The sequence below is a fragment of the Variovorax sp. Varisp36 genome (genome assembly GCF_047304235.1).
GTDB lineage: Bacteria > Pseudomonadota > Gammaproteobacteria > Burkholderiales > Burkholderiaceae_C > Variovorax.
The window spans coordinates 1-17,105 of record NZ_JBGLYU010000034.1; the positions used below are offsets into that span (position 1 = coordinate 1).

The 17,105-nt window shown below is 66.3% G+C and carries 14 protein-coding genes; 8 read left to right on the forward strand and 6 right to left on the reverse strand.

Annotation, left to right across the window (positions count from 1 at the left end):
* Positions 1 to 30 precede the first annotated feature (30 nt).
* Complete coding sequence (gene ffh, locus ACCD11_RS19470; protein ID WP_056597394.1) at positions 31 to 1,419, reverse strand: signal recognition particle protein; 1,389 nt, start codon at positions 1,417 to 1,419, stop codon at positions 31 to 33.
* A 184-nt stretch (positions 1,420 to 1,603) separates the two neighbouring features.
* On the opposite strand from ffh, the gene ACCD11_RS19475 reads away from it, so the two are divergent.
* From ACCD11_RS19475 to ACCD11_RS19510, 8 genes are all read left to right on the forward strand, one after another.
* Positions 1,604 to 2,416 (forward strand): inner membrane protein YpjD, encoded by an 813-nt coding sequence (locus tag ACCD11_RS19475; RefSeq protein WP_007831443.1) that lies wholly within the window; start codon positions 1,604 to 1,606, stop codon positions 2,414 to 2,416.
* Positions 2,413 to 2,673, forward strand: coding sequence for a PP0621 family protein (locus tag ACCD11_RS19480; RefSeq protein ID WP_413315107.1), 261 nt, complete (start codon positions 2,413 to 2,415; stop codon positions 2,671 to 2,673). Before ACCD11_RS19475 ends, ACCD11_RS19480 begins: the two co-directional genes overlap by 4 nt.
* Positions 2,670 to 4,367, forward strand: a complete 1,698-nt coding sequence (locus ACCD11_RS19485; protein ID WP_007831441.1) for a two-component system sensor histidine kinase NtrB — start codon at positions 2,670 to 2,672, stop codon at positions 4,365 to 4,367. The genes ACCD11_RS19480 and ACCD11_RS19485 overlap by 4 nt, the downstream gene beginning before the upstream one ends.
* 5 nt (positions 4,368 to 4,372) lie before the next feature.
* Positions 4,373 to 5,935 (forward strand): sigma-54-dependent transcriptional regulator, encoded by a 1,563-nt coding sequence (locus tag ACCD11_RS19490; RefSeq protein WP_413315108.1) that lies wholly within the window; start codon positions 4,373 to 4,375, stop codon positions 5,933 to 5,935.
* Positions 5,922 to 6,521 carry a 1,6-anhydro-N-acetylmuramyl-L-alanine amidase AmpD gene (gene ampD / locus ACCD11_RS19495; RefSeq protein WP_413315109.1) on the forward strand — a complete coding sequence of 200 codons (600 nt, stop codon included), beginning with the start codon at positions 5,922 to 5,924 and terminating at the stop codon, positions 6,519 to 6,521. The genes ACCD11_RS19490 and ampD overlap by 14 nt, the downstream gene beginning before the upstream one ends.
* A 349-nt stretch (positions 6,522 to 6,870) precedes the next feature.
* Positions 6,871 to 9,786, forward strand: coding sequence for a ribonucleoside-diphosphate reductase subunit alpha (locus ACCD11_RS19500; RefSeq protein ID WP_007831437.1), 2,916 nt, complete (start codon positions 6,871 to 6,873; stop codon positions 9,784 to 9,786).
* A 185-nt stretch (positions 9,787 to 9,971) separates the two neighbouring features.
* Positions 9,972 to 11,174 carry a ribonucleotide-diphosphate reductase subunit beta gene (locus ACCD11_RS19505; protein ID WP_413315110.1) on the forward strand — a complete coding sequence of 401 codons (1,203 nt, stop codon included), beginning with the start codon at positions 9,972 to 9,974 and terminating at the stop codon, positions 11,172 to 11,174.
* Between the two features lie 196 nt (positions 11,175 to 11,370).
* Positions 11,371 to 11,877: a histone H1-like DNA-binding protein gene (locus ACCD11_RS19510; protein ID WP_413315111.1), complete on the forward strand. Its 507-nt coding sequence runs from the start codon at positions 11,371 to 11,373 to the stop codon at positions 11,875 to 11,877.
* A gap of 82 nt (positions 11,878 to 11,959) precedes the next feature.
* Here ACCD11_RS19510 and ACCD11_RS19515 read toward each other — a convergent pair whose 3' ends face one another.
* The 5 genes from ACCD11_RS19515 to accB all read right to left on the reverse strand — a co-directional run bounded on the left by ACCD11_RS19515 (position 11,960) and on the right by accB (position 17,045).
* Positions 11,960 to 12,862 (reverse strand): carbohydrate kinase family protein, encoded by a 903-nt coding sequence (locus ACCD11_RS19515; RefSeq protein ID WP_413315112.1) that lies wholly within the window; start codon positions 12,860 to 12,862, stop codon positions 11,960 to 11,962.
* Positions 12,863 to 12,924: 62 nt separating this feature from the next.
* Positions 12,925 to 14,268, reverse strand: coding sequence for a DUF3426 domain-containing protein (locus tag ACCD11_RS19520; RefSeq protein ID WP_413315113.1), 1,344 nt, complete (start codon positions 14,266 to 14,268; stop codon positions 12,925 to 12,927).
* A 55-nt stretch (positions 14,269 to 14,323) separates the two neighbouring features.
* The gene (gene prmA, locus ACCD11_RS19525) at positions 14,324 to 15,208 is read right to left on the reverse strand and encodes a 50S ribosomal protein L11 methyltransferase (protein WP_413315114.1); all 885 of its coding nucleotides are present in this window, start codon (positions 15,206 to 15,208) and stop codon (positions 14,324 to 14,326) included.
* Positions 15,209 to 15,222: 14 nt separating this feature from the next.
* A complete protein-coding gene (gene accC / locus ACCD11_RS19530; RefSeq protein ID WP_007831429.1) occupies positions 15,223 to 16,572 on the reverse strand; it encodes an acetyl-CoA carboxylase biotin carboxylase subunit in 1,350 nt (449 codons plus the stop codon).
* Positions 16,573 to 16,574: 2 nt separating this feature from the next.
* On the reverse strand, positions 16,575 to 17,045 hold the full coding sequence (gene accB / locus ACCD11_RS19535; RefSeq protein ID WP_007831428.1) for an acetyl-CoA carboxylase biotin carboxyl carrier protein: 471 nt from the start codon (positions 17,043 to 17,045) through the stop codon (positions 16,575 to 16,577).
* Between the last annotated feature and the right edge of the window lie 60 nt (positions 17,046 to 17,105).

Here is a 17,105-nt window from a genome sequence, read left to right on the forward strand (position 1 = left end):
TTCTTATATATATGTGCGTGTGGCGTTCGCTCAGAACGGCAGCTTCGGGCCACCAGGGCCGCCCATACCGCCCATGCCCTTCATGCCGCCCATCTTCTTCATCATCTTCATGAGGCCGCCGCCCTTCATCTTCTTCATCATCCCCTGCATCTGCTCGAACTCGTTGAGCAGGCGGTTCACCTCCTGAACCTGCACGCCGGCGCCGGCCGCGATGCGGCGCTTGCGCGTGGCCTTCAACAGCTCAGGCTTGCGGCGCTCCAGCGGGGTCATGCTCTGGATGATCCCTTCCTTGCGGCGGATGTCGCGCTCGGCGCGCGTCATGTCGGCCTCGGTCGCCTTGGCGGCCATTTGCGTGGGCAGCTTGTCCATCAGGCTGGAGAGCCCGCCCATCTGCTTCATCTGCTGCAGCTGGCCCAGGAAGTCGTTCAGGTCGAAGCCCGCGCCGCTCTTGACCTTGGCCGCGAGCTTCTGCGCCGCCGCCACGTCGACGCCGGCCGTGACCTGCTCGACCAGCGCGACGATGTCGCCCATGCCGAGGATGCGGCCCGCATGGCGCTCGGCATCGAATACCTCGAGGCCGTCGATCTTCTCGCTGGTGCCGGCGAACTTGATCGGCACGCCCGTGACCTGCCGCACCGACAGCGCCGCACCGCCGCGCGAATCGCCGTCGGTCTTGGTCAGGATGATGCCGGTGAGCGGCAGCGCTTCCTTGAAGGCCTTGGCGGTGTTGATCGCGTCCTGGCCCTGCATGGCATCGACCACGAACAGGGTCTCGACCGGGTCGACCGCCGCGTGCAGCTGCTTGATCTCGGTCATCAGCGCTTCGTCGATCGCAAGGCGGCCGGCGGTGTCGACCAGCAGCACGTCGAAATAGTGGCGCTTGGCGTGGTCGAGCGCTGCGCGCGCGATGTCGAGCGGCTTCTGGTCGGGCGTGCTCGGGAACCATTCGGCGCCGGCCTGCTTGGTGACGGTCTTGAGCTGCTCGATGGCGGCGGGGCGGTACACGTCGCCTGACACCGTCAGCACCTTCTTCTTGCGCTTCTCGATCAGGTGCTTGGCCAGCTTGGCGGTGGTGGTGGTCTTGCCGGCGCCCTGCAGGCCGGCCATGAGGATCACGGCCGGCGGCTGAGCCGCGAGGTTGATGTCGGACACGCCCTCGCCCATGGTGGCGGCCAGTTCGCGGTTGACGATGCCGACCAGCGCCTGGCCCGGCTTGAGCGAGCCCAGCACTTCCTGGCCGAGCGCCTTGTCTTTCACCCGGGCCACGAAGTCGCGCACCACGGGCAGCGCCACGTCGGCTTCCAGCAGCGCCATGCGCACTTCGCGCAACATGTCCTGCACGTTGCTTTCGGTGATGCGGGCCTGGCCGCTCATCGTCTTGACGAGGCGGGAGAACTTTTCTGTGAGGGCGGTGGCCATGAGCGGGATGCCTTGCTGCCCGCCGCAGCGGGTCATTGGAAAGTCGTGTACCTGAATCGGCGGCTTGCGCCCCTTCGCGAGACGCCGGGGAACCGGCTTGGCCGGGCCTCCGGTGCCGCCCCCGGTGAGGGGGTTGGCGCTGCGGCACGAAGTGCGCAAGCCTGGGGGAGATAAACTCCAGCCGATGATTTTAGCGATCCCCTCCCCACTCGGCGTGGCGCTGGGCATCGCCGCCGGGGCTGCCTACGGTTTTGTCGCCGCTGCCGGCGCAAGACTGAGCCGCCAATCGACCCAGTGGGCACTCGGCATTGCATGGCTTCTGCATGCCGCCGTGCTGGTCCACGGCCTCATCGGCGGCGAGCCGCGCTTCGGCTTTGCGCCCGCCCTGTCGGTCACCGCGTGGCTGGTGCTCACCGTCTACGCAGTCGAAAGCCGCATGTATCCCCAATTGAAAGTACGGCGCGCGCTGGCCTGGCTGGGCGCGGCCGCGGTGCTGCTGGCCATCCTGTTCCCGGGCACGCCGCTGCATGTCACGGCCTCGCCGTGGCTGCCATTGCACCTGGCGCTCGGCATCGCCTCGTACGGCCTGTTCGGCGCTGCGGTCGTGCACGCCTGGCTGATCACCCGCGCCGAAAAGCAGATCCGGCTCGCCACCGCCGAACCGCAGGGCGGCGTGCCGCTGCTCACGCTCGAGCGGCTCACCTTCCGTTTCGTCACAGCCGGCTTCGTACTGCTGTCGGCCACGCTGCTGGCCGGCCTGCTGTTCAGCGAACAGTTGTACGGCGCCGCGGGCCGTGTCTGGAAGTGGGACCACAAGACCACCTTCTCGGTGCTCGCCTGGCTCACCTTCGCGATCCTGTTGACCGGCCGGGCCCGCTTCGGCTGGCGCGGCCGTACGGCGCGGCGCGTGCTGTATGCCGGCTCCGCCCTTTTGCTGCTGGCCTACGTGGGTTCCCGCTTCGTGTTCGAAGTGGTGCTGGCCCGGCCTCCCGTATGAAATACCTCCTCGTTCTCGCGGTGCTCTGGGTCGCGATCTGGCTCTGGCGCAAGAACCGGCGCGAAGAAATGCGCGACGCCATGCGCGAGCGTGCGGCCAAGGCACAGCAACGCGTCCCCACTCCGCCCGGGCCGCCGCAGGCCATGGTGCGCTGCGCTCATTGCGGGCTGCACCTGCCCGCGACCGACGCCATCTCCGGCCCAGGCGGCGCGGTCTATTGCAGCGCTGCGCACCGCGAAGCGGCCGCCGCGCGATGAGTTCCCCGCTCTGGGCGCGCGGCGAGCCGGTCACCGACTGGGACGTGCTCGACCAGCACCCGGACGAGAGCACGGCGCTGATCCGGCTCTGGCGCGGCTTCATGGGCGCGCGCTGCTTCGTCGCGCTGGTGCTGGTGCTGCTGCAGGGCGTGGCCTTTGCCATCGGGCAGACGATGCAGCCGGTGGCCATCGCCATCTCGGCCCTGTACCTCGTCGCGACCTGGCTGGGCATGCGCTACAGGCGCGTCCAGCCGCCGATCCGCGGCTTCGCCGCGCTCTGGCTGCTGACCATCGGCATCGACCTGGCCGCCTTCACCGCCTTGCAGGTGCTGCAGGGCGGCAGCGTCAACTACACGCCGCTGTTCGCGCTGCCGGTACTCATGAGCGCGGTGCTCGGCACCATGATCGTGAGCCTGGGCACCACCGCCACCGTCACGCTGCTGCTGCTGGCCGACGCGGGCTGGCACTGGCTGCAGCAGCCGGTCGATTCGTCGGCACGCTTCGTACAGGCGGCGCTCACCGGCACCGGGCTGTTCGTGGTGGCGCTGCTCGCGCACGAAATGGCCCGCCGGCTGGCGCGCGAGGAAGCCGTGGCGCAGCGCAGCCGCAGCAGCGCGCAGATGCAGGCGCAGGTCAACGACCTGGTGATCGAGACCCTGAGCGAAGGCGTGCTGGTGATCGACGCCGAAGGCCTGGTGCATGCGGCCAACCCGGCGGCCGACGCGATCCTCGGCCAGGGCCTGGCGAAGCTGACGCTGCCGTTCCCGCTGCATGCCCAGCCCGCCTGGCATGCACTGGCCGCGCTGGCGCGCCAGACCTTCGCGCGCCGGGCGCCGCAGACGGAAGAAATTCCCGTCGCGCAGGCGCGCGGTGCGGCGCGCGAAGTGCGCGTGCGCACGCGGCTCACGCCCACCAGCGACCAGCGCCTCGACAGCCTGTGCGTGATGTTCCTGCAGGACCTGCGCGAGCTCGAGGCCCGCATCCGCACCGAGAAGCTGGCCGCGATGGGCCGCATGTCGGCCGCCGTGGCGCATGAAATCCGCAATCCGCTGGCCGCCATCACGCAGGCCAGCGCGCTGCTCAACGAAGACCTGACCGATCCCGCGCACCGCAAGCTCACGAGCATGGTGCAGCACAACGCGCAGCGGCTCGCGCGCATCGTGGACGACGTGCTCGACGTCTCGCGCGCGCGCCAGCAGCGCGTGCTGTCGCTCGGCGAGCAGGTCGTGCTCGACCCCGCGGTGCAGGTGCTGGCCGAGGAATGGGTGCGCCAGACCCAGCGCAAGGGCGTACTGGTGTCGCTCGACGCGCCCGGCAGCGAGGTGCGCTTCGACGCCGAGCACCTGCGCCGGCTGATCGTGAACCTGCTGGACAACGCCTCACGCTACGCCGGCAAGAGCGAAGGCTCGATCCAGGTGCTGACCGCGCAGCAGCGCGGCGGCAGCAACCGCCCGAGCCTGATGGTGTGGAGCGACGGCGCGCCGCTGGAACCGGCGGTGCAGCGGCACCTGTTCGAACCCTTTTTCTCATCCGAGAGCCGCTCCAGCGGGCTGGGCCTGTTCCTGTGCCGCGAACTGTGCCGGCGGCACGGCGCCACCATCGGCTACGAGCGGCGCGCGCTGGTGCCGGGCGGACCCGAGGGCAACGAATTCTTCGTCAGCTTTGCCGCCAGCGAAAACCGGCTGACACAATAACGCCCGTGAGCAACTCCACCCCTTCCACACAGCGGCCGGCGCAGATCCTGGTCATCGACGACGAGCCCGACCTGCGCACGCTGTACGAACTGACGCTGCTGCGCGAGGGCTATCGCGTCGAGGCCGCCGGCAGCGTGTCGGAAGCGTGGGAGCACCTGGAGGCCGGCCGTTTCGACGCGGTGATCACCGACATGCGGCTGCCCGACGGGCAGGGCATGGAAATCATCCACCGCATCCAGAAAGACCAGCGCAGCGAGCGCTGCGTGGTGATGACGGCCTATGGCTCCGCCGAGAACGCGGTGGAAGCATTGAAGGCCGGCGCCTTCGACTACCTCACGAAGCCGGTCGATCTGAAGCAGTTCCGCGCCGTGGTGGCCTCCGCGGTGCAGGCGCGGCACGCGCCGCAGCCGACGGCCAAGTTGGCGCAGGCTGCGCCCGCCGTCAACAACAACGTCATCAGCGACGCCGTGGTGGCCACCTCCAGCACCGGCATCGCCGCACTCGACCGTCTCGTGGGCGAGTCGGAGCCCATGCGCCTCGTCAAGTCGCGCATCGCCAAGGTGGCGCGCGGCATGGCACCGGTGCTGGTACGCGGCGAGTCCGGCACCGGCAAGGAACTGGTGGCGCGCGCGGTGCATGCCTGCAGCCAGCGCAGCGAGGGGCCGTTCGTCGCGGTGAACTGCGGCGCGATTCCCGAGAACCTGCTCGAAGCCGAGTTCTTCGGTGCTAAGAAGGGCTCGTACACCGGCTCGTCGCAGGACCGCGACGGCTACTTCCAGGCCGCGCGCGGCGGCACGCTGTTTCTCGACGAGATCGGCGACCTGCCGCTGGCCATGCAGTCGAAGCTGCTGCGCGCGATCCAGGAGCGCAGCGTGCGCTCGATCGGCTCGACGCAGGAAGACGCCGTCGACGTGCGCATCGTGAGCGCCACCCATAAAGACCTGCACGCCGAAGTGCAGGCAGGCCGTTTCCGGCAAGACCTTTTCTACCGCCTCAACGTGATCGAAATCGCGGTGCCCGCGCTGCGCGACCGCCGTGAGGACTTGCCCGCGCTGTGCGCCGCGCTGCTCTCGCGCATCGCACAGGACGGCGGCCTGCCCGTGCCGCATCTGTCGAACGAACTGCTGCGCCGCCTCGCGCAGCATCCGCTGAACGGCAACGTGCGCGAGCTCGAAAATCTGCTGCACCGCGCGGTGGCGCTGAACGACGGCGACGAACTCCATCTCGACCTGATGGGCGGCTTCACCGCTGCGGCCGAAGCCGCGGCGTCCGCGCCAGCGCCGCTATCGCCCGTCGCCGACGCGCCTGTCGCGCTGGCTCCACTTCCGAGCGTGCCGGTGGCGCCGCCCAAGGCCGCACCGCCGCCGCTGCCCTCCGACCTGCAGGCCTATCTCGACCAGCAGGAGCGCGAGATCCTCGTGCGTGCGCTGCACGAGAGCGGCTTCAACCGCACCGCGGCCGCCGCGCGGCTCGGCATGAGCCTGCGCCAGATCCGCTACCGCATCGCGCGGCTGGGCATCACCACGCCCAACGGCGACGATGGCGCGAGCAGCCATGTCGACGACTGAAGCCAACGACAGCGGGCTCTGGCAAGCCGGCTGGTACCGCTTCGCGAAGGCGCTGCGCTCGCCCAACTTCGGGCCCCGGCCCGCTGGCGCGCAGACCGACCTCATCGTGCTGCACTCGATCAGCCTGCCGCCCGGCGAATACGGCGGCGATGCGGTGCAGCGGCTCTTTACCAACCAGCTCGACTGGGACGCGCACCCCTATTTCCAGTCGATCCGCGGGCTCGAGGTGTCCTCGCATTTCTACGTGCGCCGCAACGGCGAACTCTGGCAGTTCGTAAGCTGCGACGACCGTGCCTGGCACGCCGGCGCATCGTCGTGGCGCGGCCGCGGCAACTGCAACGATGACTCCGTCGGCATCGAGCTCGAAGGACTCGAGGGCCAGCCGTTCGACGAGCCGCAATACGAGACGCTCGCGAGCCTGTGCGCAGTGGTCGCGCAGCACTATCCGATCGCGCACATCGCCGGCCACGAGCACATCGCGCCGGGCCGCAAGCAGGACCCAGGCGCGGGCTTCGAGTGGCGTCGGCTGCGCGAACAGCTCGGCTGGAATCCACAGATGTTTCCGCCGCAGGTGACGCAGCGCTAATTTTTTCAATCGCCCGGCGCCCCGCGATGCGCCACTCGTGCAGCGCAGCAATACGAAAGTTGCGAACGCGCGATGCAGCAACCATGCGCCCTGCAGGCCCAAATCGTCTTGCAAGCCAAGCTCCATGCGGGTTGCGCGACCATAGTCCAGTGTCCACGCGGCATCGACGGCCGTGCCGATGCCTAGATAGTTACCCCTACTACCAAAAATTGCCGCAAAACACTACCTGTAGTGGCTTGTAGACCCCCCGCACCCTAGATATAGTGTCCTCCGTCCGGTCATCCACACCGGCGCGGTGCCCCGACCAGGCGCCGCCATCCAACAAGAATTGCCAACCGAGAGGAAGCGAATGCAAACAGCCCTGAACCCCCAATCGACCCCGCGTGCCGTTCCCTCGACGTCACTGCAACAGCAGCGAGACACTGCTGGCTCCCCCAGCGGCCAGAACCTCGCCCACTACCAGATCATCCGGCGCAACGGCGCCGTTGTTCCCTTCGAGCCGAACAAGATCGCGATCGCGATGATGAAGGCCTTCCTGGCCGTGCACGGCACCCAGGGCGCGGCTTCCGCCAGCGTGCGCGAAACGGTCGATGTGCTCACGCAGGGTGTGATCCGCGCGCTGGTGCGTTCGCGTCCGGGCGGCGGCACCTTCCACATCGAGGACGTGCAGGACCAGGTCGAGCTCGGCCTGATGCGCGGCGGCCACCATGAAATCGCCCGCGCCTACGTGCTGTACCGCGAGCGCCGCTCGCAAGAGCGTTCGAAGCAGGGCGAACAGGACGTGCCGGCCGCGCCCGCGCTGCACGTGCTGGACAACGGCGAACTGGTCGCGCTCGACCTGAACGAACTCAAGGGCCTGATCGAGTCCGCCTGTGAAGGCCTGGGCGACAGCATCACGGCCGCGCCGATCGTCGCCGAGACGATGCGCAACCTGTACGACGGCGTGCCGCTCGACGAGGTCTACAAGGCGTCCATCCTCGCAGCCCGCACGCTGATCGAGAAGGACCCCGACTACACCTTCGCCACCGCGCGCCTGCTGCTGCACACGATCTTCAAGGAAATCATCGGCCGCGAAGTGATGCCGGTCGAGCGCGCCACCGCCTACGCCGACTACTTCCCGCAGTTCATCAAGAAGGGCGTCGAGAACGAGCTGCTCGACGAGAAGCTGCTGCAGTACGACCTGCCCCGCCTGGGCGCCGCCCTGAAGGCCGAGCGCGACAACCAGTTCGACTACCTTGGCCTGCAGACGCTGTACGACCGCTACTTCCTGCACGTGCGCAAGACCCGCATCGAGCTGCCGCAGGCTTTCTTCATGCGCGTGGCCATGGGCCTGTCGCTGAACGAAATCGACCGCGAAGCGCGCGCCATCGAGTTCTATGAAGTGCTGTCGTCGTTCGACTTCATGTCGAGCACGCCCACCCTGTTCAACGCCGGCACGCTGCGCTCGCAGCTGTCGAGCTGCTACCTGACCACCGTGCCCGACGACCTGGACGGCATCTACGAATCGATCAAGGAAAACGCCCTGCTCTCGAAGTTCGCGGGCGGCCTGGGCAACGACTGGACCCGCGTGCGCGCGCTGGGCAGCCACATCAAGGGCACGAACGGCGAATCGCAGGGCGTGGTGCCGTTCCTGAAGGTGGTGAACGACACGGCCGTGGCCGTGAACCAGGGCGGCAAGCGCAAGGGCGCGGTCTGCACGTACCTGGAAACCTGGCACCTCGACATCGAGGAGTTCCTGGAGCTGCGCAAGAACACCGGCGACGACCGCCGCCGCACGCACGACATGAACACGGCCAACTGGATTCCCGACCTGTTCATGCGCCGCGTGATGGAAAAAGGCACCTGGACGCTGTTCTCGCCCTCCAACGTGCCCGACCTGCACGACCTGTTCGGCGCCGACTTCGAAAAGGCCTACGTGGCCTACGAAGAGAAGGCTGCCCGCGGCGACATCAAGCCCGCGCGCACCATCCAGGCGACCGACCTGTGGCGCAAGATGCTCACGATGCTGTTCGAGACCGGCCACCCCTGGATCACGTTCAAGGACGCCTGCAACGTGCGCTCGCCGCAGCAGCACGCCGGCGTGGTGCACTCGTCGAACCTCTGCACCGAGATCACGCTGAACACCAGCGACACCGAAACCGCCGTCTGCAACCTGGGTTCGGTGAACCTGCTGCAGCACCTGAAGGACGGCAAGGTCGACCAGGAAAAGCTCAAGCGCACGATCTCGACCGCGATGCGCATGCTCGACAACGTGATCGACATCAACTACTACGCCGTGAAGAAGGCGCGCGACTCCAACCTGCGCCACCGTCCGGTCGGCCTGGGCCTGATGGGCTTCCAGGACGCGCTGTACGAACTGCGCATTCCCTACGCCTCGCAGGAAGCCGTGCAGTTCGCCGACGAGTCGATGGAAGCCATCTGCTACCACGCCTACTGGGCCTCGACCGAGCTGGCCCGCGAACGCGGGAAGTACTCGAGCTACAAGGGCTCGCTGTGGGACAAGGGCATCCTGCCGATCGACTCGCTCGACCTGCTCGAGAAGGCCCGCGGCGGCTACGTCGAGGTCGACCGCTCGGCCACCCTCGACTGGGACACGCTGCGCCAGAAGATCAAGGCCGACGGCATGCGCAATTCGAACTGCGTGGCCATCGCCCCGACCGCGACCATCTCGAACATCATCGGCGTGGACGCTTCGATCGAGCCCTGCTTCGGCAACCTGTCGGTCAAGTCGAACCTGTCGGGCGAGTTCACCGTGATCAACCACTACCTGGTGCGCGACCTGAAGCGCCTGGGCCTGTGGGACGACGTGATGGTCATGGACCTGAAGCACTTTGACGGCTCGCTGCGCCCCATCGACCGCGTGCCGCAGGACGTGAAGGCGCTCTACGCCACCGCGTTCGAAGTCGAAACGACATGGCTGGTGGAGGCCGCCGCGCGCCGCCAGAAGTGGATCGACCAGGCGCAGTCGCTGAACATCTACATGGCCGGCGCATCGGGCAAGAAGCTCGACGACACCTACAAGCTCGCATGGGTGCGCGGCCTGAAGACCACGTACTACCTGCGCACGCAGAGCGCGACGCACGCCGAAAAATCGACGGTGCAATCGGGCCGTCTCAACGCAGTGTCGTCGGGCAACGACGCACCCTCGGGCATGAGCGCACTCGAAGCCGCCGCTGCCGCAGCGAAGGCGCAGATGAGCGCGATGCCCGCCACCGACATCGCGTTCTGCGGTGTCGACGATCCGACCTGCGAAGCGTGCCAGTGACGCTGCGCTGAATCAGCGAGGCGCGTGCGAAGAAAAAAATCGCGCGGCGTTCGGTCAATCGAGGCATTGACCGACACCGCGCGACGCATGCGAGCAACATAACAACCACATAAATGGAGCACGGTGTGAACGAGCACTTTGCAACTCTCACGCGTTGCTCCGATAATTGAGCATTGGATTTTTCTATGTTGACCTGGGACGAAGAAGTCAAGCCCTCCTTACCAAAGGATATGCAGCAAGGATTGCAGCACCACAACGCATCGACCAGCGGTTCGCCCGCAGGCCGTGTGGTGGATGCTCCGACTTCGTCGCTCGCGCAAACTGCACAGCTTGCGCAGCAACACGCGATGCGTGCCGCGGCACCCGTCGCCCAGCGCGTCAAGGCTTCCGACAAGCGCATCATCAACGGTCAGACCGACGTCAACCAGCTGGTGCCGTTCAAGTACAAATGGGCCTGGGAAAAGTACCTCGCCACCTGCGCCAACCACTGGATGCCGCAGGAAGTGAACATGACGCGCGACATCGCGCTCTGGAAAGACCCGAACGGCCTGACCGAAGACGAGCGCCGCATCGTCAAGCGCAACCTCGGCTTCTTCGTGACCGCCGACTCGCTGGCCGCCAACAACATCGTGCTGGGCACCTACCGCCACATCACGGCGCCCGAATGCCGCCAGTTCCTGCTGCGCCAGGCCTTCGAGGAAGCGATCCACACGCACGCGTACCAGTACATCGTCGAGTCGCTCGGCCTGGACGAGAGCGAGATCTTCAACGCCTACAACGAAGTGCCGTCGATCCGCGAGAAGGACCAGTTCCTGATCCCGTTCATCGAAGCCATCAGCGACCCGCTCTTCAAGACCGGCACGCACGAGACCGACCAGACGCTGCTCAAGTCGCTCATCGTGTTCGCCTGCCTGATGGAGGGCCTGTTCTTCTACGTCGGCTTCACGCAGATCCTTGCGCTCGGCCGCCAGAACAAGATGACCGGCGCCGCCGAGCAGTACCAGTACATCCTGCGCGACGAGTCGATGCACTGCAATTTCGGCATCGACCTGATCAATCAGCTCAAGCTCGAGAACCCCGGCCTGTGGACGGCGGAGTTCAAGGCCGAGATCAAGGCGCTCTTCATGCGCGCCGTCGAGCTCGAATACAAATACGCCGAAGACACCATGCCTCGCGGCGTGCTCGGCATGAACGCCTCCATGTTCAAGGGCTACCTGCGGTACATCGCCAATCGGCGTGCGCAGCAGATCGGCCTCGAAACGCTCTTCCCGAACGAAGAAAATCCCTTCCCCTGGATGAGCGAAATGATTGACCTGAAGAAAGAGCGCAACTTTTTCGAAACCCGCGTGATCGAGTACCAGTCGGGTGGTGCGCTCTCCTGGGATTGAATCTTTCCGACAATAATTAATGAATTCAAGAATTGCCCTTGCCACCGATCGCGCCGAAGAGCGCGGCATGGACGAGGGCTCAGGTGTTCATGGTGCTGGGCTCAGATTCCAACGCCATGAATCGCTTCACGCTACCCAACGTGCGTGGAGTGCTTCAATAGGTTGATTTTTTCAACTTGATCAAGGAGAAATAGAAATGGCAACTGCAAAGAAAGCGCCGGCTAAGAAAGCCGCTGCAAAGAAGGCTCCGGCAAAGAAGGTCGCAGCCAAGAAGGCTCCCGCCAAGAAGGTAGCTGCGAAGAAGGCTCCGGCCAAGAAGGTCGCAGCGAAGAAGGTAGCCGCCAAGAAGGCTCCTGCCAAGAAGGTAGCCGCGAAGAAGGCAGCACCGGCCAAGAAGGCTCCGGCAAAGAAGGCCGCAGCGAAGAAGGCTCCTGCCAAGAAGGCGGCGGCGAAGAAGGCTCCTGCCAAGAAGGCAGCCGCGAAGAAGGCCCCTGCGAAGAAGGCTGCTGCCAAGAAGGCGCCTGCGAAAAAGGCCGCGGCCAAGAAAGCCGCGAAAAAGCCTGCTGCCAAGAAGCCTGCTGCGAAGAAGGCTCCCAAGGCCGCCGCGCCCGCCAAGGCCGCAGCCGTAGCGCCTGCCCCTGCAGCGCAAACGACGCTGAATCCCCAGGCAGCCTGGCCGTTCCCCACGGCCAGCAAGCCCTGAGCTTCTCAGCGGCCTTGAAGGCGCAAAGCCCGGTACCTTGCGGTGCCGGGCTTTTTTATTGGTGCTTCGGGAAGAAGGAAGATCAGAGACCCAGAGCCTTTCGGTCGATCTCGTAGTTCTGCGGGCCGCGCTGCGCGATCTTGAGCGCACCGACCTTGTTGCCAAGTGCGGCGCATCGCGCCAGCGGCCAACCCTTTTCCAGACCGAACAGCAGCGCGCCGCGCCAGGCGTCGCCGCAACCCGTGGGCTCGACCACTTCGGTCGCGACCACGCCAGGCACATGCTCGCGCTCGCCATCGGTCCACACCTCGCAGCCCTCGGCCGCCAGCGTAACGACCAGGCCGCGCACGCGCTTCGAGATCTCGGCCAGGCTCCAGCCGGTGCGCTGCGAAAGCATCTTGCCTTCGTAGTCGTTCACCACAACCCAGCTCGCAAGGTCGACGAAATGGCGCAGCGCCTCGCCGTCGAACATCGGCAGGCCCTGGCCCGGATCGAACACGAACGGGACATCCGCGGCGGCGAACTGCTCCGCGTGCTGCAGCATCGCGTCGCGGCCATCGGGCGCGATGATGCCGAGCTTGATATCGTCACGCGCCGCCACTTTCGTGATGTGCGCCTGCTGCATCGCTCCGGGGTGGAAGGCGGTGATCTGGTTGTTGTCGACGTCGCTCATGATCATCGCCTGCGCGGTGAAGGTGTCGTCGAGCTGGCGCACGAACCCGGTATCGATGCCCAGCGAGCGCATGCGCTCGAGGTACGACGCGCCGTCGCTGCCGAGCGTGGCCATGGGCAGCGCGGTACCTCCCAATGCATTGAGGCTGTAGGCGATGTTGCCCGCGCAGCCGCCGAAGTCACGACGCAGGGTCGGCACCAGGAACGACACATTGAGAATGTGCAACTGGTCCGGAAGGATCTGGTCGGCGAACCGGCCCTCGAAAGTCATGATGGTGTCGAATGCGAGGGAACCGCAAATCACTGCTGCCATGGGTGCACCGTTGATAAAAGAATTGGGGAGGAAAAAGGACGCGTGCAGGCAGGCGCCGCCGCTCAGGGATAGAAAGCCTCGACGCGATAGCCCGCGATGGGTGGCAGCGCCGCGGCCTCCGAGGCGGACAAGGCCAGGGGCAGCGAGGCCGCGCGGTCGGCGCGGGCCGGCAGTACCGCCGGCGCGCCATAGTCCGCCGGCATCAGCACGCGACGCACCACGGCGCGCTCCTGCGTGTCGAGCAGCGAGAGCTCGACGGCCGGCATGGCGAGCGGCACGGTCGCGCCATTGCGCAGGGTGAAGCTCAGGCGGTAGTCGTTGCCTCCGCTCTTCTCACGCGCGAAGGCCGCGCCTTCGATGACGATGTCGCCAATCTGGCGCAGGGCAGCGAGTTCGCAGCCGGTGTGCTGGCACAGCGCCGCGAGGGCAGGCCGCAGGTTCGGCTGGCGCGCCGCGATGCCGTCGCGCTCATGGCGAATGACCTGAACGACGAGCAGCAGCACGGCGAGCACCGCCAGCAAGATCAGCACGATGCGCACACCCTTGCGCTGCCAGAAGCCGGGCGCCTTCTCGGCAAGCTCGTCCTCGTCCGCGAGGGGATGGCCCACCGGCAGCTCCAAGTCCGAGGAGAACGCAGGGGCAGGCTCGCTTTCGCTCTCGGATTGCACCACCACGGCCGGCACCTTCGCGGCTGCACGCTCCTCGCGGGCCTTGGCGCTCGCGATCTTGGCCGACTTGATGCGGGCCCGGCGCAGCGCTTTCTGCATCTGCACCTGGTCATGGTCCTTCTCTTGCTGCTGGCGCTCCCCCTCCCCATCGTCGTCGATGCTCGCATGCTCGATCAGCGCGCGCGTCCTGATGCGCGAGGCAATGGGCAGCGGCGGTGCCGGAGGCGACGGCGCTGGGGGCGGCGAAGCGAGGTTCAGGTCGATGTTCGGAAACGGTGGCAGCGTGCTCGGCGGCGGCTTCCACGCGGGTTCGCTGGCGTCGAGGTCGGACCACGGCTCGTCAATGCCGTGTTCGGGCAATGACAGCGAGAACGCCGGCGGCGACACAGCCGCAGGTGACGGTGCGGATGCCGGAACTCCCGGTGGCAGCGTGTGCAGAGGTTGTGGCTCGGGCTCGTCGCCGACGAAATCCGCATCTTCCGCCGGCTTCCGGCGTTCCGGAGGGGGCGTCGCTTCGGACTCCGGGGAAGATTCGACCAGTCCCGGCATGTAGCCGCCACCCGGCACCGGCGGCGACGCATTTGCCGGGGCGCCATCTGGCGCCTCGTGCAGATCGAGCGTGGCGTCGAACACGTGGCTGCACCGGCCACAGCGCACCCAGCCGTCCGAAATGCGAAGCTGGTCGCGCACCACCTTGAAGGTGGTGGTGCAGGCAGGGCAGCGCGTGACGAGACTCATGACCGGGCGATTGTAGGGTTGCGCCCTCGCCGCGAGAGGGGCGCGATGCGGTGGCTCAGCAGCGCGCGGTCATGAGGATCCAGCCGTCCTCGGTGTCGCTGACTTCGAGCGCGGCGTAAGGCGCGTAGGCTTCCTTCAACTCGTCGGCCTGGCGCTCGAGAATGCCGGCCAGCACCAGCGATCCACCCGCCCTCACATGGCTGCGCAGCAGCGGCGCGAGCACCTTGAGCGGCGTGGCCAGGATGTTGGCGAGCACGGTGTCGTAGTGGCCCTTGGCCGCTTCGGGCAGGCCGGCGTTCAGCCGGACGCCGTTGGCCTCGGCATTGAGCCGGGTCGAGGAGACCGCGGCTTCATCGATGTCGACGGCGTCGATCTCGGCTGCACCGAACTTCGCCGCACCGATCGCGAGAATGCCGGAGCCGCAGCCGTAGTCGAGCACGCGCTGGTTGCCGAGCGTGCCTTGCGTGGCGATCCATCGCAGGCACATGCGCGTGGTGGGATGCGTGCCGGTGCCGAAGGCCAGGCCGGGGTCTAGCCGGATCACCTGCCTGGCCTGCCCGGGCGGCTCGTGCCACGTCGGCACGATCCAGAACTCGGGCGTGATCTCGACCGGCGCGAATTGCGATTGCGTGAGGCGTACCCAGTCCTGCTCGGGCACGGGCGCGATGCCGAGCACCTCGCAGCCTTCGAAGAAGTCCTGCAGCACCAGCACCGACGCGGCCTCTTTCGCGAGCGCCTCGTTGGGGAACAGCGCGATCACGCGCGAACGCTGCCAGCCTTCTTTCGGCGGCGGCATGCCCGGTTCGCCGAACAGTGCCTGTTCTGCATCGGTCTGCGCGTCGGCGTCTTCCACCGACACGCTCAATGCATCGAGTGCATCGAGCGCTTCACCGAGCGTTTCGACCCGGTCTTCCGGCGCCATCAGGCGGAGTTCGAACATCGCGACGTTCCGGGTCAGCGCTTGTGCGCAGCCAGCCACTCTTCGAGGTAGTGGATGTTGGTGCCGCCCGTCATGAACTTGGAATCGACCATCAGTTCGCGGTGCAGCGGAATGTTGGTCTGGATGCCTTCGATCACGGTCTCGTTGAGCGCCGTGCGCATGCGGGCCATGGCCTGCTCGCGCGTGTCGCCGTAGACGATGATCTTGCCGATCATCGAGTCGTAGTTCGGCGGCACGAAGTAGTTGGTGTACGCGTGCGAATCGACGCGAACGCCCGGGCCGCCCGGCGGATGCCACATCGTGATGCGGCCTGGCGACGGCGTGAACTTCCACGCGTCCTCGGCATTGATGCGCACCTCGATGGCATGGCCGTGCATCTGGATCTGGCGCTGCGTGAACGGCAGCTTCTCGCCGGCCGCGACCATGATCTGCGTCTTGACGATGTCGATGCCCGTGGTGAACTCCGTCACCGGGTGCTCCACCTGCACGCGCGTGTTCATCTCGATGAAATAGAACTCGCCGTTTTCGTAGAGAAACTCGAAGGTGCCGGCGCCGCGATAGTTGATCTTCTTGCAGGCGGCAGCGCAGCGTTCGCCGATCTTCTCGATCAGCTTGCGCGGAATGCCCGGGGCGGGCGATTCCTCGATCACCTTCTGATGGCGGCGCTGCATGGAGCAGTCGCGCTCGCCCAGGTAGACCGCGTTCTTGTGCTTGTCCGCGAGGATCTGGATCTCGATGTGGCGCGGGTTCTGGAGAAACTTCTCCATGTACACGGCCGGGTTGCTGAAGGCCGCGCCGGCTTCCGCCTTGGTCATCTGGATCGCATTGACCAGCGCCGCCTCGGTGTGTACCACGCGCATGCCGCGGCCACCGCCGCCGCCCGCCGCCTTGATGATGACCGGGTAGCCGATGGCACGCGCGATACGCTTGTTGGTGGCGGCGTCGTCCGAGAGTTCGCCCTCGGAGCCGGGCACGCACGGCACGCCGGCCTTGATCATGGCCTGCTTGGCCGACACCTTGTCGCCCATCGTGCGGATGTTGTCGGGCGTCGGGCCGATGAACTGGAAACCGCTTTGCTCCACGCGCTCGGCGAAGTTCGCGTTCTCGCTCAGGAAGCCATAGCCGGGGTGGATGGCTTCGGCGTCGGTCACTTCGGCCGCCGAAATGATCGCCGGCATGTTGAGGTAGCTCTGCGCCGACGGGGCCGGACCGATGCACACCGCTTCTTCGGCGAGCTTGACGTACTTCGCTTCGCGGTCAGCCTCGGAATAGACCATCACGGCCTTGATGCCGAGTTCACTGCAGGCACGCTGAATCCGGAGTGCAATCTCCCCCCGGTTCGCAACCAGAATCTTCTTGAACATGGTCACTCGATGATGAACAGCGGCTGTCCGTATTCGACCGCCTGGCCGTTTTCGCCGAGGATCTGGGTGATCGTGCCGGATTTGTCGGCTTCGATTTCGTTGAGGATCTTCATCGCTTCGATGATGCAGACGGTGTCGCCCTCGGTGACCTTACTGCCGACCTCGACGAACGCCGGGGCGCCCGGGCTGGACGAACGGTAGAAGGTGCCGACCATCGGCGACTTCACGGCATGGCCTGCCGGAGCGGCTTCGGCTGCCGGTGCGCCGGCCACGGCGGATGCCGCCGGAGCACCAGCGGTGACTGCCGGTGCAGCGGCCGCCTGAGGCGCTGCCAGGGTTTGCACATACTGCACGGGGGCGGCACCACCGCCCTTGACGATGCGAACCTTGCCTTCGGTTTCCGTGATTTCCAGTTCGGAAATATTCGATTCGGACACCAAATCGATCAGTGTCTTGAGTTTGCGCAGATCCATGGGACTCCAGTGCCGGCTGAGCCGGTCTTCAGGATATAACTTGTTCGAAAATCGGTGATT